The following is a 16,367-nucleotide window of genomic DNA, read 5'->3' as shown; positions in this document are numbered from 1 at the left end:
GCTCTCCATGCACGAAACCAAGCAGACGCGCGTCCGCTATCTGATCCTGTTCATGCTGTTCGTGGTGACCACGATCAACTATGCCGACCGCGCCACCATCTCCATCGCCGGCTCCGCCCTGCAAAAAGACCTCGGCATCAGTGCCGTCTCCCTCGGCTACATCTTCTCCGCCTTCGGCTGGGCCTATGTGCTCGGCCAGATCCCCGGCGGCTGGCTGCTCGATCGCTTCGGGTCGAAGAAGGTCTATGCGGCAAGCATCTTCACCTGGTCGGTGTTCACCATGCTGCAAGGCTACATCGGTGAATTCGGCATCGGCACCGCGGTGTTCCTGCTGTTCGCCCTGAGATTCATGGTCGGCCTGGCCGAAGCGCCCTCCTTCCCCGGCAACGCCCGCATCGTCGCCGCCTGGTTCCCCACCAAGGAGCGCGGTACCGCCTCGGCCATCTTCAACTCGGCGCAGTACTTCGCCACCGTGCTGTTCGCGCCGCTGATGGGCTGGATCGTCTACCACTTCGGCTGGCAGCACGTCTTCGTGGTGATGGGCGCCCTGGGCATCGCCTTCTCGGCGGTGTGGATGGCGGTGATCTACAGCCCCCGCGAACATCCCCGCGCCAACAGCGCCGAGGTCGAGTACATCGCCAGCAACGGCGGCCTGGTCGACCTGGACACCCCCGGCAAGAAGAGCGAAGGTCCGAAGTGGAGCTACATCGGCCAGTTGCTGACCAATCGCATGATGGCCGGCATCTACCTGGGCCAGTTCTGCATCAACGCCCTCACCTACTTCTTCCTCACCTGGTTCCCCGTGTACCTGGTGCAGGAACGCGGCATGACCATCCTCAAGGCCGGCATCATCGCCTCCCTGCCGGCCATCTGCGGCTTCATCGGCGGCGTGCTCGGCGGGGTGATCTCCGACTGGCTGCTGCGTCGCGGCAGCAGCCTGAGCGTGGCGCGCAAGACCCCCATCGTCGCCGGCATGCTGCTGTCGATGAGCATGATCCTCTGCAACTACGTCGACGCCGACTGGATGGTGGTGGGCTTCATGGCCATGGCCTTCTTCGGCAAGGGCATCGGTGCCCTGGGCTGGGCGGTGGTCTCCGACACCTCGCCCAAGCAGATCGCCGGCCTCTCCGGTGGCCTGTTCAACACCATCGGCAACCTGTCGTCCATCACCACCCCGATCATCATCGGCTACATCATCGCCGCCACCGGTTCCTTCAAGATGGCCCTGGTGTTCGTCGGTGCCAATGCCCTGGTGGCCGCCATCAGTTACCTGTTCGTCGTCGGCGAGATCAAGCGCGTCGAGTTGCGCGGCGTGCCCACGCCGCCTGCCGAAGCCCCGCTCGCCGCTGAAACCTCTCGCTGATCGCCAAGGAGCCCGACCATGACCCAATTCAACGCCACCCCCGCCCTGCACACCGGCACCCCGGTGGTCACCTCGCTGGAAGTCGTGCCCGTCGCCGGCCAGGACAGCATGCTGCTCAACCTGAGCGGCGCCCATGGCCCCTACTTCACCCGCAACGTGCTGATCCTCAAGGACAGCGCCGGCCGCACCGGCGTCGGCGAGGTGCCCGGCGGCGAGAGCATCCGCCAGACGCTGGAAGACGCCCGCCAGTTCCTCATCGGCCAGCCGCTGGGGCAGTACCAGCGCATCCTCGGCCAGGTCCGCCAGGCCTTCGCCGGTCGCGATGCCAGCGGCCGTGGCCTGCAGACCTTCGACCTGCGCATCACCATCCACGCCGTCACCGCCCTGGAAGCCGCCCTGCTCGACCTGCTCGGCCAGCACCTGGAGGTGCCGGTGGCGGCCCTGCTCGGCGAAGGCCAGCAGCGCGACGCCGTGGAGATGCTCGGCTATCTGTTCTATGTCGGCGACCGCAACAAGACCACCCTGGACTACCGCAGCGAAGCCGAGAGCGACGACCCCTGGTTCCGCGTGCGCAACGAAGAGGCCCTGACCCCCGAGACCGTGGTGCGCCTGGCCGAGGCGGCCTATGACCGTTACGGCTTCAAGGACTTCAAGCTCAAGGGCGGCGTACTCAGCGGCGACGCCGAAATCGAGGCGGTCACCGCCCTGGCCGAGCGCTTCCCCGAGGCGCGCGTGACCCTGGACCCCAACGGCGCCTGGTCGCTCAAGGAAGCCATCCGCCTGTGCCGCGACCAGCACCATGTGCTGGCCTATGCCGAGGATCCCTGTGGCGCCGAGAACGGCTATTCCGGACGCGAGGTGATGGCCGAATTCCGCCGCGCCACCGGCCTGCCCACCGCCACCAACATGATCGCCACCGACTGGCGCCAGATGGGTCACGCCATCCAGCTGCAATCGGTGGACATCCCCCTGGCCGATCCGCACTTCTGGACCATGCAGGGCTCGGTGCGGGTGGCGCAGATGTGCAACGACTGGGGCCTGACCTGGGGTTCGCACTCCAACAACCACTTCGACATCTCCCTGGCCATGTTCACCCACGTCGCCGCCGCGGCGCCGGGCAAGATCACTGCCATCGACACCCACTGGATCTGGCAGGACGGCCAGCGCCTGACCCGGCAACCGCTGGAGATCAAGGGCGGCCTGGTGGCGGTGCCGCAGCAGGGTGGCCTGGGCGTGGAGCTGGACCTGGACGCCCTGGCCCGCGCCCACGAGCTGTACAAGGCCAAGGGCCTCGGTGCGCGCGACGACGCCATGGCCATGCAATTCCTCTCGCCCAACTGGACCTTCGATAACAAGAAGCCCTGCCTGGTGCGCTAGGCCCTTCGGCCCGCCAACAGCGCCCGCTCCGGACTCTCCGGGGCGGGCGCTGTTTCCGTTCCAGCGTCCGACACCTGGAATTACACCTACCGATAGCCTGCTAAGCGTTCGTTAAGCTCACCGGATGGACACTGACCCCAAGGTATCTCGCAACCCTGCCCGATACCCCCGCGGTTCCAGTTACTTTCGTATCCGGGAGAAGCACATGAACCTCAATCGTCGTATCGCCAAGAGCCTCCTCGTCCTGACCATCGCCTCGGTGTTTTCCACCGCCGCCCTGGCCGACACCCGACCCGACATCGCCACCCAGCAGGTCGCCACCCTGCCGGCGATCTCCCAGCAGGGCCAGCAGGCCTTCATGGACGTGGTCGCCGCCCGCCAGGACCTCTTCGAGGCCCATGTCGATCAGGCCAAGCAGCACCTGGCCGCCGCCGAGAGCGCGCTGCAGACCGCCCAGACCGACAAGACCGCCTACCTCAAGTCGGCCAGGGACCTGCGCGGTCAGGACGGCAAACTCATGCAGGTCTCCGCGCAGGACGCCAAGGCCACGTCCTGGCTGCCGATCTGGAGCGGCATGGCGCTGCGTGACGACTATGTCGCCACCCCGGCCAAGAACCAGGCCGTGGTCCAGGCCAACGAGAAGATCCAGCAGGGCGATACCAAGGCCGCCGGCGAGATCCTCAAGGTGGCCGGCGTCGACGTCGACTACTCCACCGCCGTGCTGCCGGCCCAGGAAACCCTGGATCTGGTGCACCGGGCCAATCAGGAGCTGGGCCACGAGCAATACTGGCAGGCCAACCTGACGCTCAAGCAGGTGCAGAACAGCCTGAGATATGACAACGCCAACGTCGACGTGACCCCCACCGGCTGGTTCTCCAAGACCACCACGGTGTTCACTCCGGTCGACAAGACCTGAGCCGGTCGCGGCGGCCTGATGCAGGCGGGATCGTTAACTTCAGCGTAACGATTCCGCCTTCAGGTTGATTGAACGCCAGGGAGGCGAGGTCTAGGGTGACTCCACGACAGGTGATTCGTGGAGACTCCAATGACAACGACATCCCACCCACCGGCTCGGATCGCCAGGCGCCGCGGTGACAAGCAGCAGCGCCTGGACCGGGTGGCCGCGCTGGCCGATGGCAAGGTGCTGCCCACCGCATCCATCGTCGCGGCCCTGGAACAGCTGCTCGCCCCCGGCGACCGGGTGGTGCTGGAAGGCAACAACCAGAAGCAGGCCGATTTCCTCTCCCGCAGTCTCGCCCAGGTCGATCCGGCCCGGCTGCATGACCTGCACATGATCATGCCCAGCGTCGGTCGCGCCGAGCACCTGGATCTCTTCGAACGCGGCATCGCCCGCAAGCTGGACTTCTCCTTTGCCGGCACCCAGAGCCTGAGGATCAGCCAGCTGCTGGAAGACGGGCTGCTGGAAGTGGGCGCCATCCACACCTACATCGAACTCTATGCCCGGCTGCTGGTGGACCTCATCCCCAAGGTGGTGCTCAGTGCCGGCTTCATGGCCGATCGCGCCGGTAACATCTATACCGGCCCCAGCACCGAGGACAGCCCGGCGCTGATCGAGCCGGCGGCCTTCAGCGACGGCATCGTCATCGTCCAGGTCAACCAGCTGGTGGACGACGTGTCCGAGTTGCCGCGGGTCGACATCCCCGCGGACTGGGTGGATTTCGTGGTGGTGGCCGACCGGCCCTTCTATATCGAACCCCTGTTCACCCGCGATCCGCGCCATATCAAGCCGGTGCACGTGCTCATGGCGATGATGGCCATCCGCGGCATCTACGAGCGCCACCAGGTGCAGTCGCTCAACCACGGCATCGGTTTCAACACCGCGGCCATCGAACTGATCCTGCCCACCTACGGCGAGCGCCTGGGACTCAAGGGCAAGATCTGCCGGCACTGGACGCTCAATCCCCACCCCACGCTGATCCCGGCCATCGAGAGCGGCTGGGTGGAAAGCGTGCACTGCTTCGGCACCGAGCTGGGCATGGAGGGCTACATCGCCCAGCGTCCGGACGTCTTCTTTACCGGTCGGGACGGTTCGCTCCGCTCCAACCGCCTGCTCTGCCAGCTGGCCGGTCAGTACGCCGTGGACCTCTTCATCGGCGCCACCCTGCAGGTGGATGGCGATGGCCATTCCTCCACCGTGACCCGCGGGCGCCTGGCCGGCTTTGGCGGCGCGCCCAACATGGGTCATGACCCGCGCGGCCGCCGGCATCCCACCCCGGCCTGGCTGGACATGCGCCAACAGACGGGCGACAGCGCCCCGGCGCTGCTGGAGCGCGGCAAGAAGCTCGTGGTGCAGATGGTCGAGACCTTCCAGGAAGGCGGCAAACCCACCTTCGTCGACACCCTGGATGCCGTGGAGGTGGCGCGCAAGAGCGGCATGCCGTTAGCGCCCATCATGGTCTATGGCGACGACGTCACCCACCTGCTCACCGAGGAAGGCATCGCCTATCTCTATCGCGCCCGCTCCCTGGAGGAGCGCCGGGCGATGATCGCCGCCGTGGCCGGGGTCACCGCCATCGGCCTGCGCAGCGATCCGGCCGAAGCGCGGCGGCTGCGCCAGGAAGGCCTTGTCGCGCTGCCCGAGGACCTCGGCATCCGCCGCACCGACGCCAGTCGCGAATTGCTCGCCGCCAAGAGCATCGGCGAACTGGTGGAATGGTCCGGCGGCCTCTATCAACCCCCGGCCAAATTCAGGAGCTGGTGATGCGCGCCCTCGCCCGTCTTGCCCCGTCTCCCGCCGAGCACCTGGCCGACCTGGCCGTAACGGCCCTGGTGGACGAAGCCGAACTTTCGCCCAAGCCGGCCCTGGTGGATCGTCGCGGCCAGGGTGCCCACCAGGACCTCAGCCTTGGCCTGATGCTGACCTCCGCCCAGGCACTGAGGCCCTGTTTCCAGGCCATGGCCGAAGCCGCTGAACTGGGGCTGCCCATGGCCGACCTGCGCCGCCTGATCGGCCGCCTGGGTCGCGATGGCGAAGCCGCGATGCTGAGCGTGACCGGTGGCGTCAACACCCATCGCGGCGCCATCTGGGCGCTGGGGCTGCTGGTGACGGCGGCCGTGCATGGGCATCCTGGCTCTGCTGAGGCCTTGTGCCTTGCGGCAGGTCGCCTGGCTAGCCTCCCGGATCCTGATGCTCCCTGCACTCTGCCGAGCCACGGCCAGCGCGTCGCCCAACGTTATGGCGTCGGCGGCGCCCGGGCCGAAGCGGCCGCGGGCTTTCCCGCCATCCATCAGCGCGGCCTGCCGCAACTGCGCGCCAGCCGCCAGGCGGGTGCCGGCGAGCAGAACGCCCGTCTGGATGCCCTGCTGGCGATCATGACCCGGCTGGACGACACCTGCGTGCTGCACCGCGGCGGCCCCGCCGCCCTCAGCGCCATGCACCAGGGTGCCCAGGCGGTACTGGACGCCGGTGGCAGCGCCAGCCTGGCCGGGCGCCGCCAGCTGCTGGCCCTGGATCGGGAGTTGCTGGCCGCCAATGCCTCGCCCGGTGGGGCCGCCGATCTGCTGGCCGCCACCCTTCTCGTCGATCGCCTGGAGCCACGGCTCCCTGGAGACCTCTGATGGAACATTTCAGCTGCAGCTATCCGGCCAGCCAGCGCCGCCGGTGTCGGGCCCTGGTGGGTTGCGTCGGCTCGGGGGACCTGGAGGTCCTGCTCGAACCCGCCGACGCCGACTTCACCCTCAGGGTGACCACTTCGGTCAATGGCAGCGAACCGCGCTGGCGTGCCCTCTTCGACCGGCTGTTCGCCGCCCGTGACGACCTGCCGGCCCTGACCCTGGACATCCACGACTTCGGCGCCACCCCGGGCGTGGTGCGCCTGCGCCTGGAGCAGGGTCTGGAAACCCTCGACCTGGAGGAAGCCGCCCATGTCTGAAGCCACCCTTCCCGACGTGCAGGAATTGCTGCACAGCCGCAGCTTCGTCGAACTCGGTGCCCGCGAACGGGCGCGCACGGTGCTCGACGCCGGTAGCTTTCGCGAGCTGGTCGGGCCCTTCGAGCGGCTGATGTCGCCCTGGCTGCCCAGGCAGGGCATCGTCTGCCAGGCCGATGACGGCGTGGTGGTGGCCAAGGGGCTGATCGACGGCCAGCCGGCGGTGGTCTGCGCCATCGAAGGTGCCTTCCAGGGCGGCAGCATGGGCGAAGTGGGCGGCGCCAAGATCGCCGGGGCGCTGGAATTGGCGCTGGAAGACAACCTCTCCGGCACCCCGACCCGCGCCGTGCTGCTGCTGGAAACCGGCGGTGTACGGCTGCAGGAAGCCAACCTGGGGCTGGCGGCCATCGCCGAGATCCAGGCGGCCATCGTCGCCTTGCGCAGCCACCAGCCGGTGATCGGTGTCATCGCCGGCAGCGTCGGCTGCTTTGGTGGCATGTCCATCGCCGCGGGGCTATGCAGTCAGCTGATCGTCACCCGCGAGGCCCGCCTGGGCCTCAACGGACCCCAGGTGATCGAGCAGGAAGCCGGGATCGAGGAATACGACTCCCGCGACCGCCCCTTCATCTGGAGCCTGACCGGCGGCGAGCAACGGGTCGCCACAGGCCTGGCCGATGTCTTCGTCGCCGACGACAGCGCCGCCGTGACCGCCGCCATCCGCCAGGGCTTCACCCGGGGCGTTGCCGGCGCCTTGCGCAGCCAGCAGGCCGAACACTATCTGACGCGTCTTGCCGATCTCGACACCCGTCCCCAAGCGGACGCCGCCGCGGTTCGCCACCTCTATGCCGGAGACCAGCCATGAGCACCCAGCCTTCGCAACGCGGCCTGACCTGGTTCCAGGCCTTGGCCGGTCAGGGCGAGGCCGTCACCGGCCTGCCCGCCTCCCTGCGCGTCGCCGACCTCGAACTGGCCGGACGCCCCGCGCGCTGGCTGGCGGTGGTAGCGGATGCCGGCAATCCCTTTCCCCGCGCCCGCCAGGGCGAGGTGGGCCTGCTGGAGGGCTGGGGCCTGGCCCGGGCCATCCAGCAGGCCATCGCCGAAGATCGTGACGCCGCGGTGAAACGCACCCTAATCGCCCTGGTGGACGTCCCCAGCCAGGCCTATGGGCGCCGCGAGGAAGCCTTTGGCATCCACCAGGCCCTGGCCGGGGCCGCCGGGGCTTATGCCGAGGCGCGTCTGGCCGGGCATCCGGTGCTGGGCCTGCTGGTGGGCAAGGCCATGTCCGGCGGCTTTCTCGCCCATGGCTACCAGGCCAATCGCCTGCTGGCCCTGCGCGATCCCCAGGTGCAGGTGCATGCCATGGGCAAGGCCTCGGCGGCGCGGGTCACCCTGCGTAGCGTCGAGGAGTTGGAACGCCTGGCGGCCGACATTCCACCCATGGCCTATGATCTGGACAGCTATGCCTCCCTGGGCCTGCTCTGGCGCCAGCTGGAAGTGGCTCAGCCCGACCAGCCCTCGGCCGAAGCTGTGCAGCAGGTGCGCCAGGCCCTGGCCGACGCCCAGGCGGATGTCCTGGCCAGCGGAGCCACCGATCTCAGGCTGCGGCTGGATGGCGCCAATCGCGCGGCCTCTCGCGAGGTGCGCGAACGCCTGCGGGCAGGATGGAACGCGTGATGAGCGGGCGGTCGATGGGAGCCCAATACAGACCCCACGACCTGCTCTGGGGCCTGACGCCGGATGGCCTCCCGCCGGAAGCCCCGGCCTGGGCGGTAGAGGTTGTCCAGGCCGGCCTGCCGGTGGTGGTCCGGCGGGCTGCACCCGAGGCTGACCGCATTCCGGTCGGCCTGCGCGGCACCACCCGCGCCGAACGGATGGCGGCCTGGCTGGAGCCGGCTGCCGTGAGACGCCAGCTCTCACCCGAGGCCCTGAGAGTCTCCAGTGATTGCCGTGACCTGCCCGTCTTCTCGACCCTGGCCTTTATCGAACCGCTATTGGATGACCTGGGGCTGCCCTGGGGACCCACCGGCGCCGCGGGTTATGAATTGGCCTCCGGCTGGCCGGCGCTGCACGCCGGGAGCGATCTGGATCTGCTGATCCGCTGCGCAACCCCGCTGTCGCGCGACCAGGCCCGGGCCTTGCTGACGTCCCTGCAGGGGCAAGCGCTTTGTCGTCTGGACATCCTGCTGGAAACTCCGCTCGGCGGCGTGGCCCTGGCCGATTGGGCCGGAAACGCCCCACGCGTGCTGCTCAAGACCACTGCCGGCCCCCGGCTGGTAGGCGATCCCTGGCCGGAGGCGCATGCCGCATGAGTACCCTCTTCCAGTTTCCCGGCCAGGGCGCCCAGCGGCCCGACATGCTGCACGCTCTGCCCGACGACGCCGAGATCCGGCGGACGCTGGCGGAAGCCGCCGAGGTGCTGGACACCGACCCCCTGAGCCTGGACTCCGCCCAGACCCTGGAACACACCCGCGCCGTGCAGCTCTGCCTGCTGATCGCCGGCGTCGCCACGGCGCGCCTGCTCTTGAGTCGCGGCCCGGTGCCGCAACTGGTGGCCGGGCTGTCCATCGGCGCCTATGCCGCCGCGGTGGTGGCCGAGGCCCTGGACTTTGCCGACTCCCTGCGCCTGGTAGCACGGCGCGGCGAGCTGATGCAGGCGGCCTACCCGTCGGGCTACGGCATGCTGGCGATCCTCGGCCTGGGGCGCGGCGCGGTCGAGAAGCTGGTCTCTGACCACCAGCGTCCTGACGCGCCGTTGTACCTGGCCAATGCCAATGCCGAGCAGCAATACGTGGTGGCGGGGAGCGACGCGGGCTTGGCCGTGCTGGCCGAGGCGGCGCGCACCGAGGGCGCGGCGGCAGCCAAGCGCCTGGCCATGAGCGTGCCGTCCCACTGCCCGCTGCTGGCGGAGGCCGCTGTGACCCTGGACGAGGCGTTCGCCGGCGTCGAGCTGCGCGCGCCGCGACTGGCCTATCTGAGCGGTACTTCGGCACGGCGGCTGGTGCGCGCCGAACAGCTGCGCGACGACCTTGCCTTCAACATGGCGCGGCCCATCGAATGGCACGCCACCCTGGAAGCCGCCCGCGAGCGCGGCGTGCGCCTGGCCATTGAGCTGGCGCCGGGCAGCGTGCTCACCCAGCTGGCCAGGCGCGTGCTGCCCGCCAGCGGTGTTCTGGCCTGGCAGGATACCCACCCCGATACCCTGGACGCGCTGCGGCGCGAGGAGGCGGCGCGACTGGACTGAGCTTTTCGCACGAGTCGGCCGCCCTCACCCCGGCCCTCCCCCTGAGGGAGAGGGGGTAAGAGCGGGAGCCGTGCCAGGCTTACACCCAACCTACAGGAACAACGGAGACCTTCAGACAGGGCGGCTGCCCTCACCCCAGCCCTCTCCCTCAGGGAGAGGGGGCAAGAGCGGGAGCGCTGCCCCAGGCTTCACCCCACCCCAAGCACAACCGAGGACAACAACAATGATCATCTACGGTGTAGCGCTCCTGGCCGTCTGCATGCTTGCAGGCGTCATCATCGGCGACTTCCTGGGCGTCCTGCTCGGGGTCAAGTCCAATGTCGGCGGGGTGGGCATCGCCATGCTCCTGCTGATCTGCGCCCGGCTCTACATGGAGCGGCATGGCGGCATGAGCAAGGAATGCGAATTCGGCGTCGGCTTCTGGGGCGCGCTGTACATCCCGGTGGTGGTGGCCATGGCGGCCCAGCAGAACGTGGTCACCGCCCTGCACGGCGGACCGGTGGCGGTGCTGGCTGCCGTGGGCGCCGTGGGGATCTGCGGCTTGACCATCGCCCTGATCAGCCGCAGCCATCGCGGCGAACCGCTACCGCCCTTGCCGGACGCCGCCGTGGCCCCCGCATCAGCGGTCGCCCATCCCGCACCGGTCGGAGGTCGCTAGGATGAACGACATCGTCACCAAAGCCCTGCAACACAACGGCCTGGTTGCCGCGTTCGCGCTGATCGGCCTGATCATGTGGATCTCGGTGATCCTTTCGCGCCGACTGACCTTTGGCCGGGTGCACGGCTCGGCCATCGCCATCGTCATCGGCCTGGTACTGGCCTGGGTCGGCGGGACCGTCACCGGCGGCCAGAAGGGCCTGGCCGACCTCGCGCTGTTTTCCGGTATCGGCCTGATGGGCGGCGCCATGCTGCGCGACTTCGCCATCGTCGCCACCGCCTTCGAGGTCCAGGCCACCGAGGCGCGCAAGGCCGGAATGATCGGCGCCGTGGCCCTGCTGCTCGGCACCGTGCTGCCCTTCATCGTCGGCGCCGCCGTGGCCTGGGCCTTCGGCTACCGCGACGCGGTGAGCATGACCACCATAGGCGCGGGCGCGGTGACCTACATCGTCGGCCCGGTGACCGGCGCCGCCCTGGGCGCCAGCTCCGACGTCATGGCGCTGTCCATCGCCACCGGCCTGATCAAGGCGATCATCGTCATGGTGGCGACGCCCGCGTCGGCGCGCCTGCTGGCGCTGGACAACCCGCGCTCGGCGATGGTCTTCGGCGGTCTGGCCGGCACCGTCAGCGGCGTCACCGCGGGGCTCGCCGCCACCGACCGCCGCCTGGTGCCCTATGGCGCCCTCACCGCCACCTTCCACACGGGTCTGGGCTGCCTGTTGGGGCCGTCGCTGCTGTTTTTCTGCGTGCGGGCGCTGGTGGGTTAGTTGCGCGCGTACATCCGGCATTCGGCGACGAAGGCCAGCAGATTGGGATCGCGCTCGCGGCTGCGCAGGAAGACCGCGCCGATGCGCTGCTGCAGGCGGTAGCGCGGGGCCAGGGGCAGCAGCTTGAGGCGGTTCTGGTAGACCGCCTCGACCCGCCCGGGCAGCAGGGCGTAGCCCACCCCTGAGCTGACCATGCTCATCAGCGAGAAGATGTCGTTGACCTGCATGATCACCTCCGGCTCGAAGCCGGCCTGGGCGAACACCTGGCGGCCGTCGCGAAAGGTGGCGAAGCCCTGGGTCAGGGTCACGAAGGGCACCCCGGCGAGATCGCGCAGGTCCACCTCGGCCTGGTCGGCGAAGGGCGAGTCGCTGGGTGCGGCGAGAAAGATATCGTCGCTGAACAGCTCGACGCTCTCGCAATCGGCATCCACCACGGCGTCGTCCAGGGCCACCAGCATGGCGTCCAGCTTGAAGTCGTGCAGCTGTTCGGCGAGATCGGCGTTGGAACCCAGCACCAGGTCGATGTTGAGTTCGCTGCGCCTGAGCTTGAGGCCCATGATCAGCTGGGGCACGGTTTTGACCGTCAGCGAATAGAGCGCACCCAGGCGAAAGCGATCGGCCGAGAAGCCCGCCGCCTGCCGGGTCAGCCGCACCGTCTCCGCCAGGTCCTGCAGCAGTCGCTCGGCGCGCGCCTCCAGAACGAAGGCGCCGTCCAGCGGCGTCAGGGTACGCCCCTCGTGCTTGAACAGCGGACAGCGCAGGGCGTTCTCCAGCGAATGGATGGCGCGGTGCACGCTGACATGGCTGGTGCCCAGCTCGGCGGCGGCCCGCGCCAGGTTGCGACTGCGCATGAAGGCCAGAAAGATCTCCAGCTTGCGCAGGGTGAGGTCATCGGTATCGGACATGGCGGCCAGCGGGCGATGAGAGACAGCTGATCACCTTGCCCGGATGGGCGGACGGCGTCGAGTCTTCGAATCGCCCTGGCGGCGCCTGGCTTCCTCAGTGCACTCCCTGAGGTAACCAGGCGCCCTCTCCCCGCCCTACAACCAACCCTTGATCTGCTGGCAGACCGCCGTGGTGGAGATGCCGTAGCGGTCGTGCAAGGTCGGCAGCGCCCCGGCGTCGAGGAAGGCGTCGGGCAGCGCGATCTGGCGGAAGGTGGGCGTCACGCCGTTGCGCAACAGGGTGGTCGCGACGGCCTCGCCCAGGCCACCGATCAGCGAATGGTTCTCCGCCGCCACCACCAGCCGCCCCGGCTTGCGGGCTTCCGCCAGGAGGGTGGCTTCGTCCAGTGGCTTGATGGTCGGTACGTGCAGCACCGAGACGTCCACGCCATCCGCGGCCAGGGCCTCGGCGGCCTCCAGGGCGCGCATGGTCATCAGGCCGGTGGACACCACCAGCACGTCGCGTCCGGGGCGCACCACCTGGGCCTTGCCGAGCTGGAAGCGGTAGTCGTAGCGATCCAGCACCAGGGGCACGTTGCCGCGCAGCAGGCGCATATAGACCGGCCCCTGGTGGGCGGCGATGGCCGGCACCGCCTGCTCGATCTCCAGGGCATCGCAGGGGTCGATCACCATGAGGTTGGGCATGGCGCGAAAGATCGCCAGGTCGTCGGTGGCCTGGTGGCTGGGGCCGTAGCCGGTGGTCAGCCCGGGCAGGCCGCAGACGATCTTGACGTTGAGATTCTCCTCGGCGATGGCCATGCAGATGAAGTCGTAGGCGCGTCGCGAGGCGAACACCGCATAGGTGGTGGCGAAGGGCACGCAGCCTTCGCGGGCCATACCGGCGGCGGCGCTCATCAGCAGCTGCTCGGCCATGCCCATCTGGTAGAAGCGCTCGGGATGGGCCTTGGCGAAGATGTGCAGGTCGGTGTACTTGGCGAGGTCGGCGGTGAGGCCGACGATGTCCTGGCGCTGCTCGGCCAGGGCCGCCAGGGCATGGCCGAACGGTGCTGGTCGGGTCGGCTGGCCCTCGGCGGCGATGCTGGCGATCATCGCCGAGGTGGTCAGGCGTGGCTTGGTGGCGGTGGTAGTCATCAGAAGTCCCTCCCGGCATCCAGGGCGTCGAGGGCCAGGGCCCATTCGTGCGCCTCGACGCGGATGAAGTGAGTCTTGTCGCGGGTTTCCAGGAAGGGCACGCCCTTGCCCATGCGGGTATCGCAGAGAATGATCCGGGGCTGCGCGCCCGGGTGCTGGCGAGCCCGGTCGAAGGCGGCGACCAGCGCCGCGCGGTCGTTGCCGTCGACGCGCTGGACGAACCAGCCGAAGGCCTGCCAGCGCTCGGCGAGGGGCTCGAACGCCAGGATCTCGCGGCAGTGGCCGTCGGCCTGCTGGTTGTTCACGTCCACCAGGGCGATGAGATTGTCCAGTTGCCAGTGGGAAGCCGACATGGCCGCTTCCCAGGTGGCGCCTTCGTTGAGTTCGCCATCGGACAGCAGGTTGTAGACGAAGGATTTCGACTGCTTGCGCTTGAGGCCGAGGCAGGCGCCCACGGCGATGCCCAGGCCCTGGCCGAGGGAACCGCCGGTGATCTCCATGCCGGGGGTGTAGGCAGCCATGCCCGACATGGGCAGGCGGCTGTCGTCGCAGCCATAGGTCTCCAGTTCTTCCTGCGGCACGATCCCGGCCTCGATCAGCGCGGCATAGAGGGCGATGGCGTAGTGGCCGATGGACAGGTAGAAGCGATCGCGCCCTTCCCATTCGGGCTCCTGGGGCTGGTAGCTCAGGGCATGGAAGTAGGCGACCGCCAGGACGTCGGCGACGCCCAGGGCCTGGCCGACATAACCCTGGCCCTGGATCTGGCCCATGCGCAGGGCATGGCGGCGGATGTTGTGGGCGCGCTCGGCCAGCGAGAGCGTTGTGGGTTGTGGCGAAGAAGCGGTCATGATCTGTACCTCGATTAGCGATTGACCAGGGCGGCGGGAATGCGCAGGACCAGCGTGGCGCCGATCACCAGCACCCCGGTGATGAGGAACATGCCGATGGCGCTGGAGCCGGTGCTGGTGGTGATCCAGCCGATCAGGTAGGGCGAGCAGAAGCCGGCCAGGTTGGCGAAGCTGTTCACCGCGGCGATGCCGGCGGCGGCGGTGACCCCGCCCAGCAGCGTGGTGGGCAGCATCCAGAACAGCGAGGACGCGGAGAGGATGCCGGCCGCTGCCAGGCACAGGCTGAGGATCGACAGGGTGACGTTGTGGCCGAACACCGCCGCGAGGCTGAGGCCGCAGGCGCCCAGCAGCATGGGAATCACCAGGTGCCAGCGGCGCTCGCGGTGCCGGTCGCCGCTGCGCCCGGCCAGCAGCATGGCGACGATGGCGCACATATAGGGCAGGCTGGTGAGCAGGCCGATGTGCAGCGGATCGGCGACCCCCGAATTGCGCACCAGGGTCGGCAGCCAGAAGGTGATGGCGTACTGGCCCATGACCACGCAGAAGTAGATGGCGGCCAGCAGCCACAGCCGGCGATCACGGATGAAGTCGCGCACGCTGGCGTGCTCGGTCTTGTGCTGGTTGTCCTCGGCCAGCTCCTTCTGGATCAGCGCCTTTTCGTCGTCGTCCAGCCAGGTCGCCTGGTGCACGCCGTCCTTGAGATAGCCGAGCACCATCAGCCCCACCACCACCGTGGGGATGGCTTCGATGACGAACATCCATTGCCAGCCGGCCCAGCCATGGACCCCGGCGAACTGATTCATGATCCAGCCCGACAGCGGTCCGCCGATCATGCCCGACAGCGGGATGGCGACGAACCAGAGCACCGTCATGCGAGCGCGGCGGTAGGAAGGAAACCAGTAGGTGAGATAGAGCAGCAGGCCCGGCGCCAGGCCGGCCTCGGCCACGCCGAGCAGGAAGCGCAGCAGGTAGAACTGCCAGGCCGTCTCGACGAAGGCGAACATCCCGGAAAGGATGCCCCAGGTGATCATGATGCGGGCGATCCAGCGGCGGGCGCCGACCTTGTGCAGGATGATGTTGCTGGGTACCTCGCAAAGGAAGTAGCCGATGAAGAACATGCCGGCGCCAAGGCCGTAGACGGCTTCGCTCAGGGCCAGGTCGTTCATCATCTGCAGCTTGGCGAAGCCGACGTTGACCCGGTCCAGATAGGCGCAGAAGTAGCACAGCATGAGGAAGGGCATCAGCCGCCAGGCGGTCTTGCGATAGGCGTTGGCGCGCGCCGAGGTGGCCGCTGCCAGGGTGAGCGTAGTCATGGTCTGATCTCTTGTTGTTATGGACGCAGTAGGCGCGGCGTCCTTGTCGATGCAGAGCGTTGAAAACGAGGGGGCGATCAGTGGATCAGCATGCCGCCGTTGACGTCCAGGGTGACGCCGGTCAGGTAGCCGGAGAGATCGCTGGCCAGGAACAGCGCGGCATTGGCAACGTCCCTGGGCTCGCCCAGGCGACCCAGGGGGATGCCGTCGATGATCGACTGGCGGCGCTCGTCGTGCATCAGCCCGCCGGTGATATCGGTCTGGATCAGGCCGGGGGTCAGGGCATTCACGCGGATGCCGTCCGGTCCGAATTCCCGCGCCATGGCCCTGGTCAGGCCCAGCACCCCGGCCTTGGCGGCGCTGTAGTGCGGACCGCCGAAGATGCCGCCGCCGCGCTGGGCGGACACCGAGGACAGGCAGACGATGCTGCCACCGCCCTGCTCGCGCATGGCCGGGATCACCGCCTGGGACATCAGCAGGGTGCCGCGCAGGTTGACGTCGAGGATGCGGTCGTAGTCGGCGCGGCCGATCTCCAGGGTCTTCACCGGCTGGGTGATGCCGGCGTTGTTGACCAGCACGTCGAGGCGACCGTAGTGGGCGAGCGCCTGGTCGACCGCGGCCCTGACCTGGGCCTCGTCGGCCACGTTGGCCGCCAGGCCCAGGTGGCCTTCGCCGAGGCTGGCGGCGGCATCCCGCGCGGCGCTGGCATCGAGGTCGAGGATGATGACCCGCGCGCCCTGGGCGGCGAAGGCCTGGGCCGTGGCTCGACCGATGCCGCGCGCGGAGGCGGCGCCGGTGACGAGGGCGATCTTGTCTTGCAGCAGCAGGGAATGCAGGGGCATGACGCTATCCTTCTTGTTGTTGTGGAGGGCTTT

Annotated in this window: 17 protein-coding genes; 12 read left to right on the top strand and 5 right to left on the bottom strand. The window is 68.6% G+C overall.

Annotated features, from left to right (window positions below):
• Window positions 1–7: 7 nt before the first annotated feature.
• The 12 genes from POR01S_RS03870 to madM all read left to right on the top strand — a co-directional run bounded on the left by POR01S_RS03870 (window position 8) and on the right by madM (window position 11,295).
• A complete protein-coding gene (locus POR01S_RS03870; protein ID WP_027602164.1) occupies window positions 8–1,363 on the top strand; it encodes an MFS transporter in 1,356 nt (451 codons plus the stop codon).
• A gap of 18 nt (window positions 1,364–1,381) precedes the next feature.
• Entirely contained in the window at window positions 1,382–2,740 is a 1,359-nt protein-coding gene (gene gudD / locus POR01S_RS03865) for a glucarate dehydratase (protein ID WP_042133895.1), read from the top strand.
• 205 nt (window positions 2,741–2,945) lie between these two features.
• Window positions 2,946–3,656, top strand: a complete 711-nt coding sequence (locus tag POR01S_RS03860) for a YfdX family protein (protein ID WP_027599545.1) — start codon at window positions 2,946–2,948, stop codon at window positions 3,654–3,656.
• A gap of 129 nt (window positions 3,657–3,785) precedes the next feature.
• Window positions 3,786–5,462: a malonate decarboxylase subunit alpha gene (gene mdcA / locus POR01S_RS03855; RefSeq protein ID WP_042133892.1), complete on the top strand. Its 1,677-nt coding sequence runs from the start codon at window positions 3,786–3,788 to the stop codon at window positions 5,460–5,462.
• A complete protein-coding gene (locus POR01S_RS03850; RefSeq protein WP_042133890.1) occupies window positions 5,462–6,319 on the top strand; it encodes a triphosphoribosyl-dephospho-CoA synthase in 858 nt (285 codons plus the stop codon). The genes mdcA and POR01S_RS03850 overlap by 1 nt, the downstream gene beginning before the upstream one ends.
• Window positions 6,319–6,633, top strand: a complete 315-nt coding sequence (locus POR01S_RS03845) for a malonate decarboxylase subunit delta (RefSeq protein ID WP_042133888.1) — start codon at window positions 6,319–6,321, stop codon at window positions 6,631–6,633. The genes POR01S_RS03850 and POR01S_RS03845 overlap by 1 nt, the downstream gene beginning before the upstream one ends.
• Complete coding sequence (locus POR01S_RS03840) at window positions 6,626–7,492, top strand: biotin-independent malonate decarboxylase subunit beta (protein WP_042133886.1); 867 nt, start codon at window positions 6,626–6,628, stop codon at window positions 7,490–7,492. Before POR01S_RS03845 ends, POR01S_RS03840 begins: the two co-directional genes overlap by 8 nt.
• Window positions 7,489–8,304 (top strand): biotin-independent malonate decarboxylase subunit gamma, encoded by an 816-nt coding sequence (gene mdcE / locus POR01S_RS03835; protein WP_042133884.1) that lies wholly within the window; start codon window positions 7,489–7,491, stop codon window positions 8,302–8,304. Before POR01S_RS03840 ends, mdcE begins: the two co-directional genes overlap by 4 nt.
• A 14-nt stretch (window positions 8,305–8,318) precedes the next feature.
• Window positions 8,319–8,939, top strand: coding sequence for a malonate decarboxylase holo-ACP synthase (locus tag POR01S_RS03830; RefSeq protein WP_042134432.1), 621 nt, complete (start codon window positions 8,319–8,321; stop codon window positions 8,937–8,939).
• Window positions 8,936–9,871: a malonate decarboxylase subunit epsilon gene (mdcH, locus tag POR01S_RS03825; protein ID WP_042133882.1), complete on the top strand. Its 936-nt coding sequence runs from the start codon at window positions 8,936–8,938 to the stop codon at window positions 9,869–9,871. The genes POR01S_RS03830 and mdcH overlap by 4 nt, the downstream gene beginning before the upstream one ends.
• A 223-nt stretch (window positions 9,872–10,094) precedes the next feature.
• Window positions 10,095–10,529, top strand: a complete 435-nt coding sequence (gene madL / locus POR01S_RS03820; protein WP_042133880.1) for a malonate transporter subunit MadL — start codon at window positions 10,095–10,097, stop codon at window positions 10,527–10,529.
• Between the two features lies 1 nt (window position 10,530).
• Window positions 10,531–11,295, top strand: a complete 765-nt coding sequence (madM, locus tag POR01S_RS03815; protein ID WP_027602155.1) for a malonate transporter subunit MadM — start codon at window positions 10,531–10,533, stop codon at window positions 11,293–11,295.
• Here the strand turns inward: madM and POR01S_RS03810 are convergent.
• From POR01S_RS03810 to POR01S_RS03790, 5 genes are all read right to left on the bottom strand, one after another.
• Window positions 11,292–12,200 carry a LysR family transcriptional regulator gene (locus POR01S_RS03810; RefSeq protein ID WP_042133879.1) on the bottom strand — a complete coding sequence of 303 codons (909 nt, stop codon included), beginning with the start codon at window positions 12,198–12,200 and terminating at the stop codon, window positions 11,292–11,294. The two genes, madM and POR01S_RS03810, sit on opposite strands and share 4 nt — an antisense overlap.
• Window positions 12,201–12,335: 135 nt before the next feature.
• Window positions 12,336–13,331, bottom strand: a complete 996-nt coding sequence (locus POR01S_RS03805) for a transketolase family protein (RefSeq protein WP_007158546.1) — start codon at window positions 13,329–13,331, stop codon at window positions 12,336–12,338.
• Entirely contained in the window at window positions 13,331–14,179 is an 849-nt protein-coding gene (locus POR01S_RS03800; RefSeq protein ID WP_042133877.1) for a transketolase, read from the bottom strand. The genes POR01S_RS03805 and POR01S_RS03800 overlap by 1 nt, the downstream gene beginning before the upstream one ends.
• A gap of 14 nt (window positions 14,180–14,193) precedes the next feature.
• Entirely contained in the window at window positions 14,194–15,492 is a 1,299-nt protein-coding gene (locus POR01S_RS03795; protein WP_042133875.1) for an MFS transporter, read from the bottom strand.
• Window positions 15,493–15,569: 77 nt separating this feature from the next.
• Complete coding sequence (locus tag POR01S_RS03790; protein ID WP_027599557.1) at window positions 15,570–16,319, bottom strand: SDR family NAD(P)-dependent oxidoreductase; 750 nt, start codon at window positions 16,317–16,319, stop codon at window positions 15,570–15,572.
• Window positions 16,320–16,367 lie beyond the last annotated feature (48 nt).

The organism is Pseudomonas oryzihabitans NBRC 102199 (assembly GCF_000730625.1).
GTDB lineage: Bacteria > Pseudomonadota > Gammaproteobacteria > Pseudomonadales > Pseudomonadaceae > Chryseomonas > Chryseomonas oryzihabitans.
The sequence above is the reverse complement of the archived record's forward strand: the minus strand, read 5'-3'. Positions and strand labels throughout refer to the sequence as shown.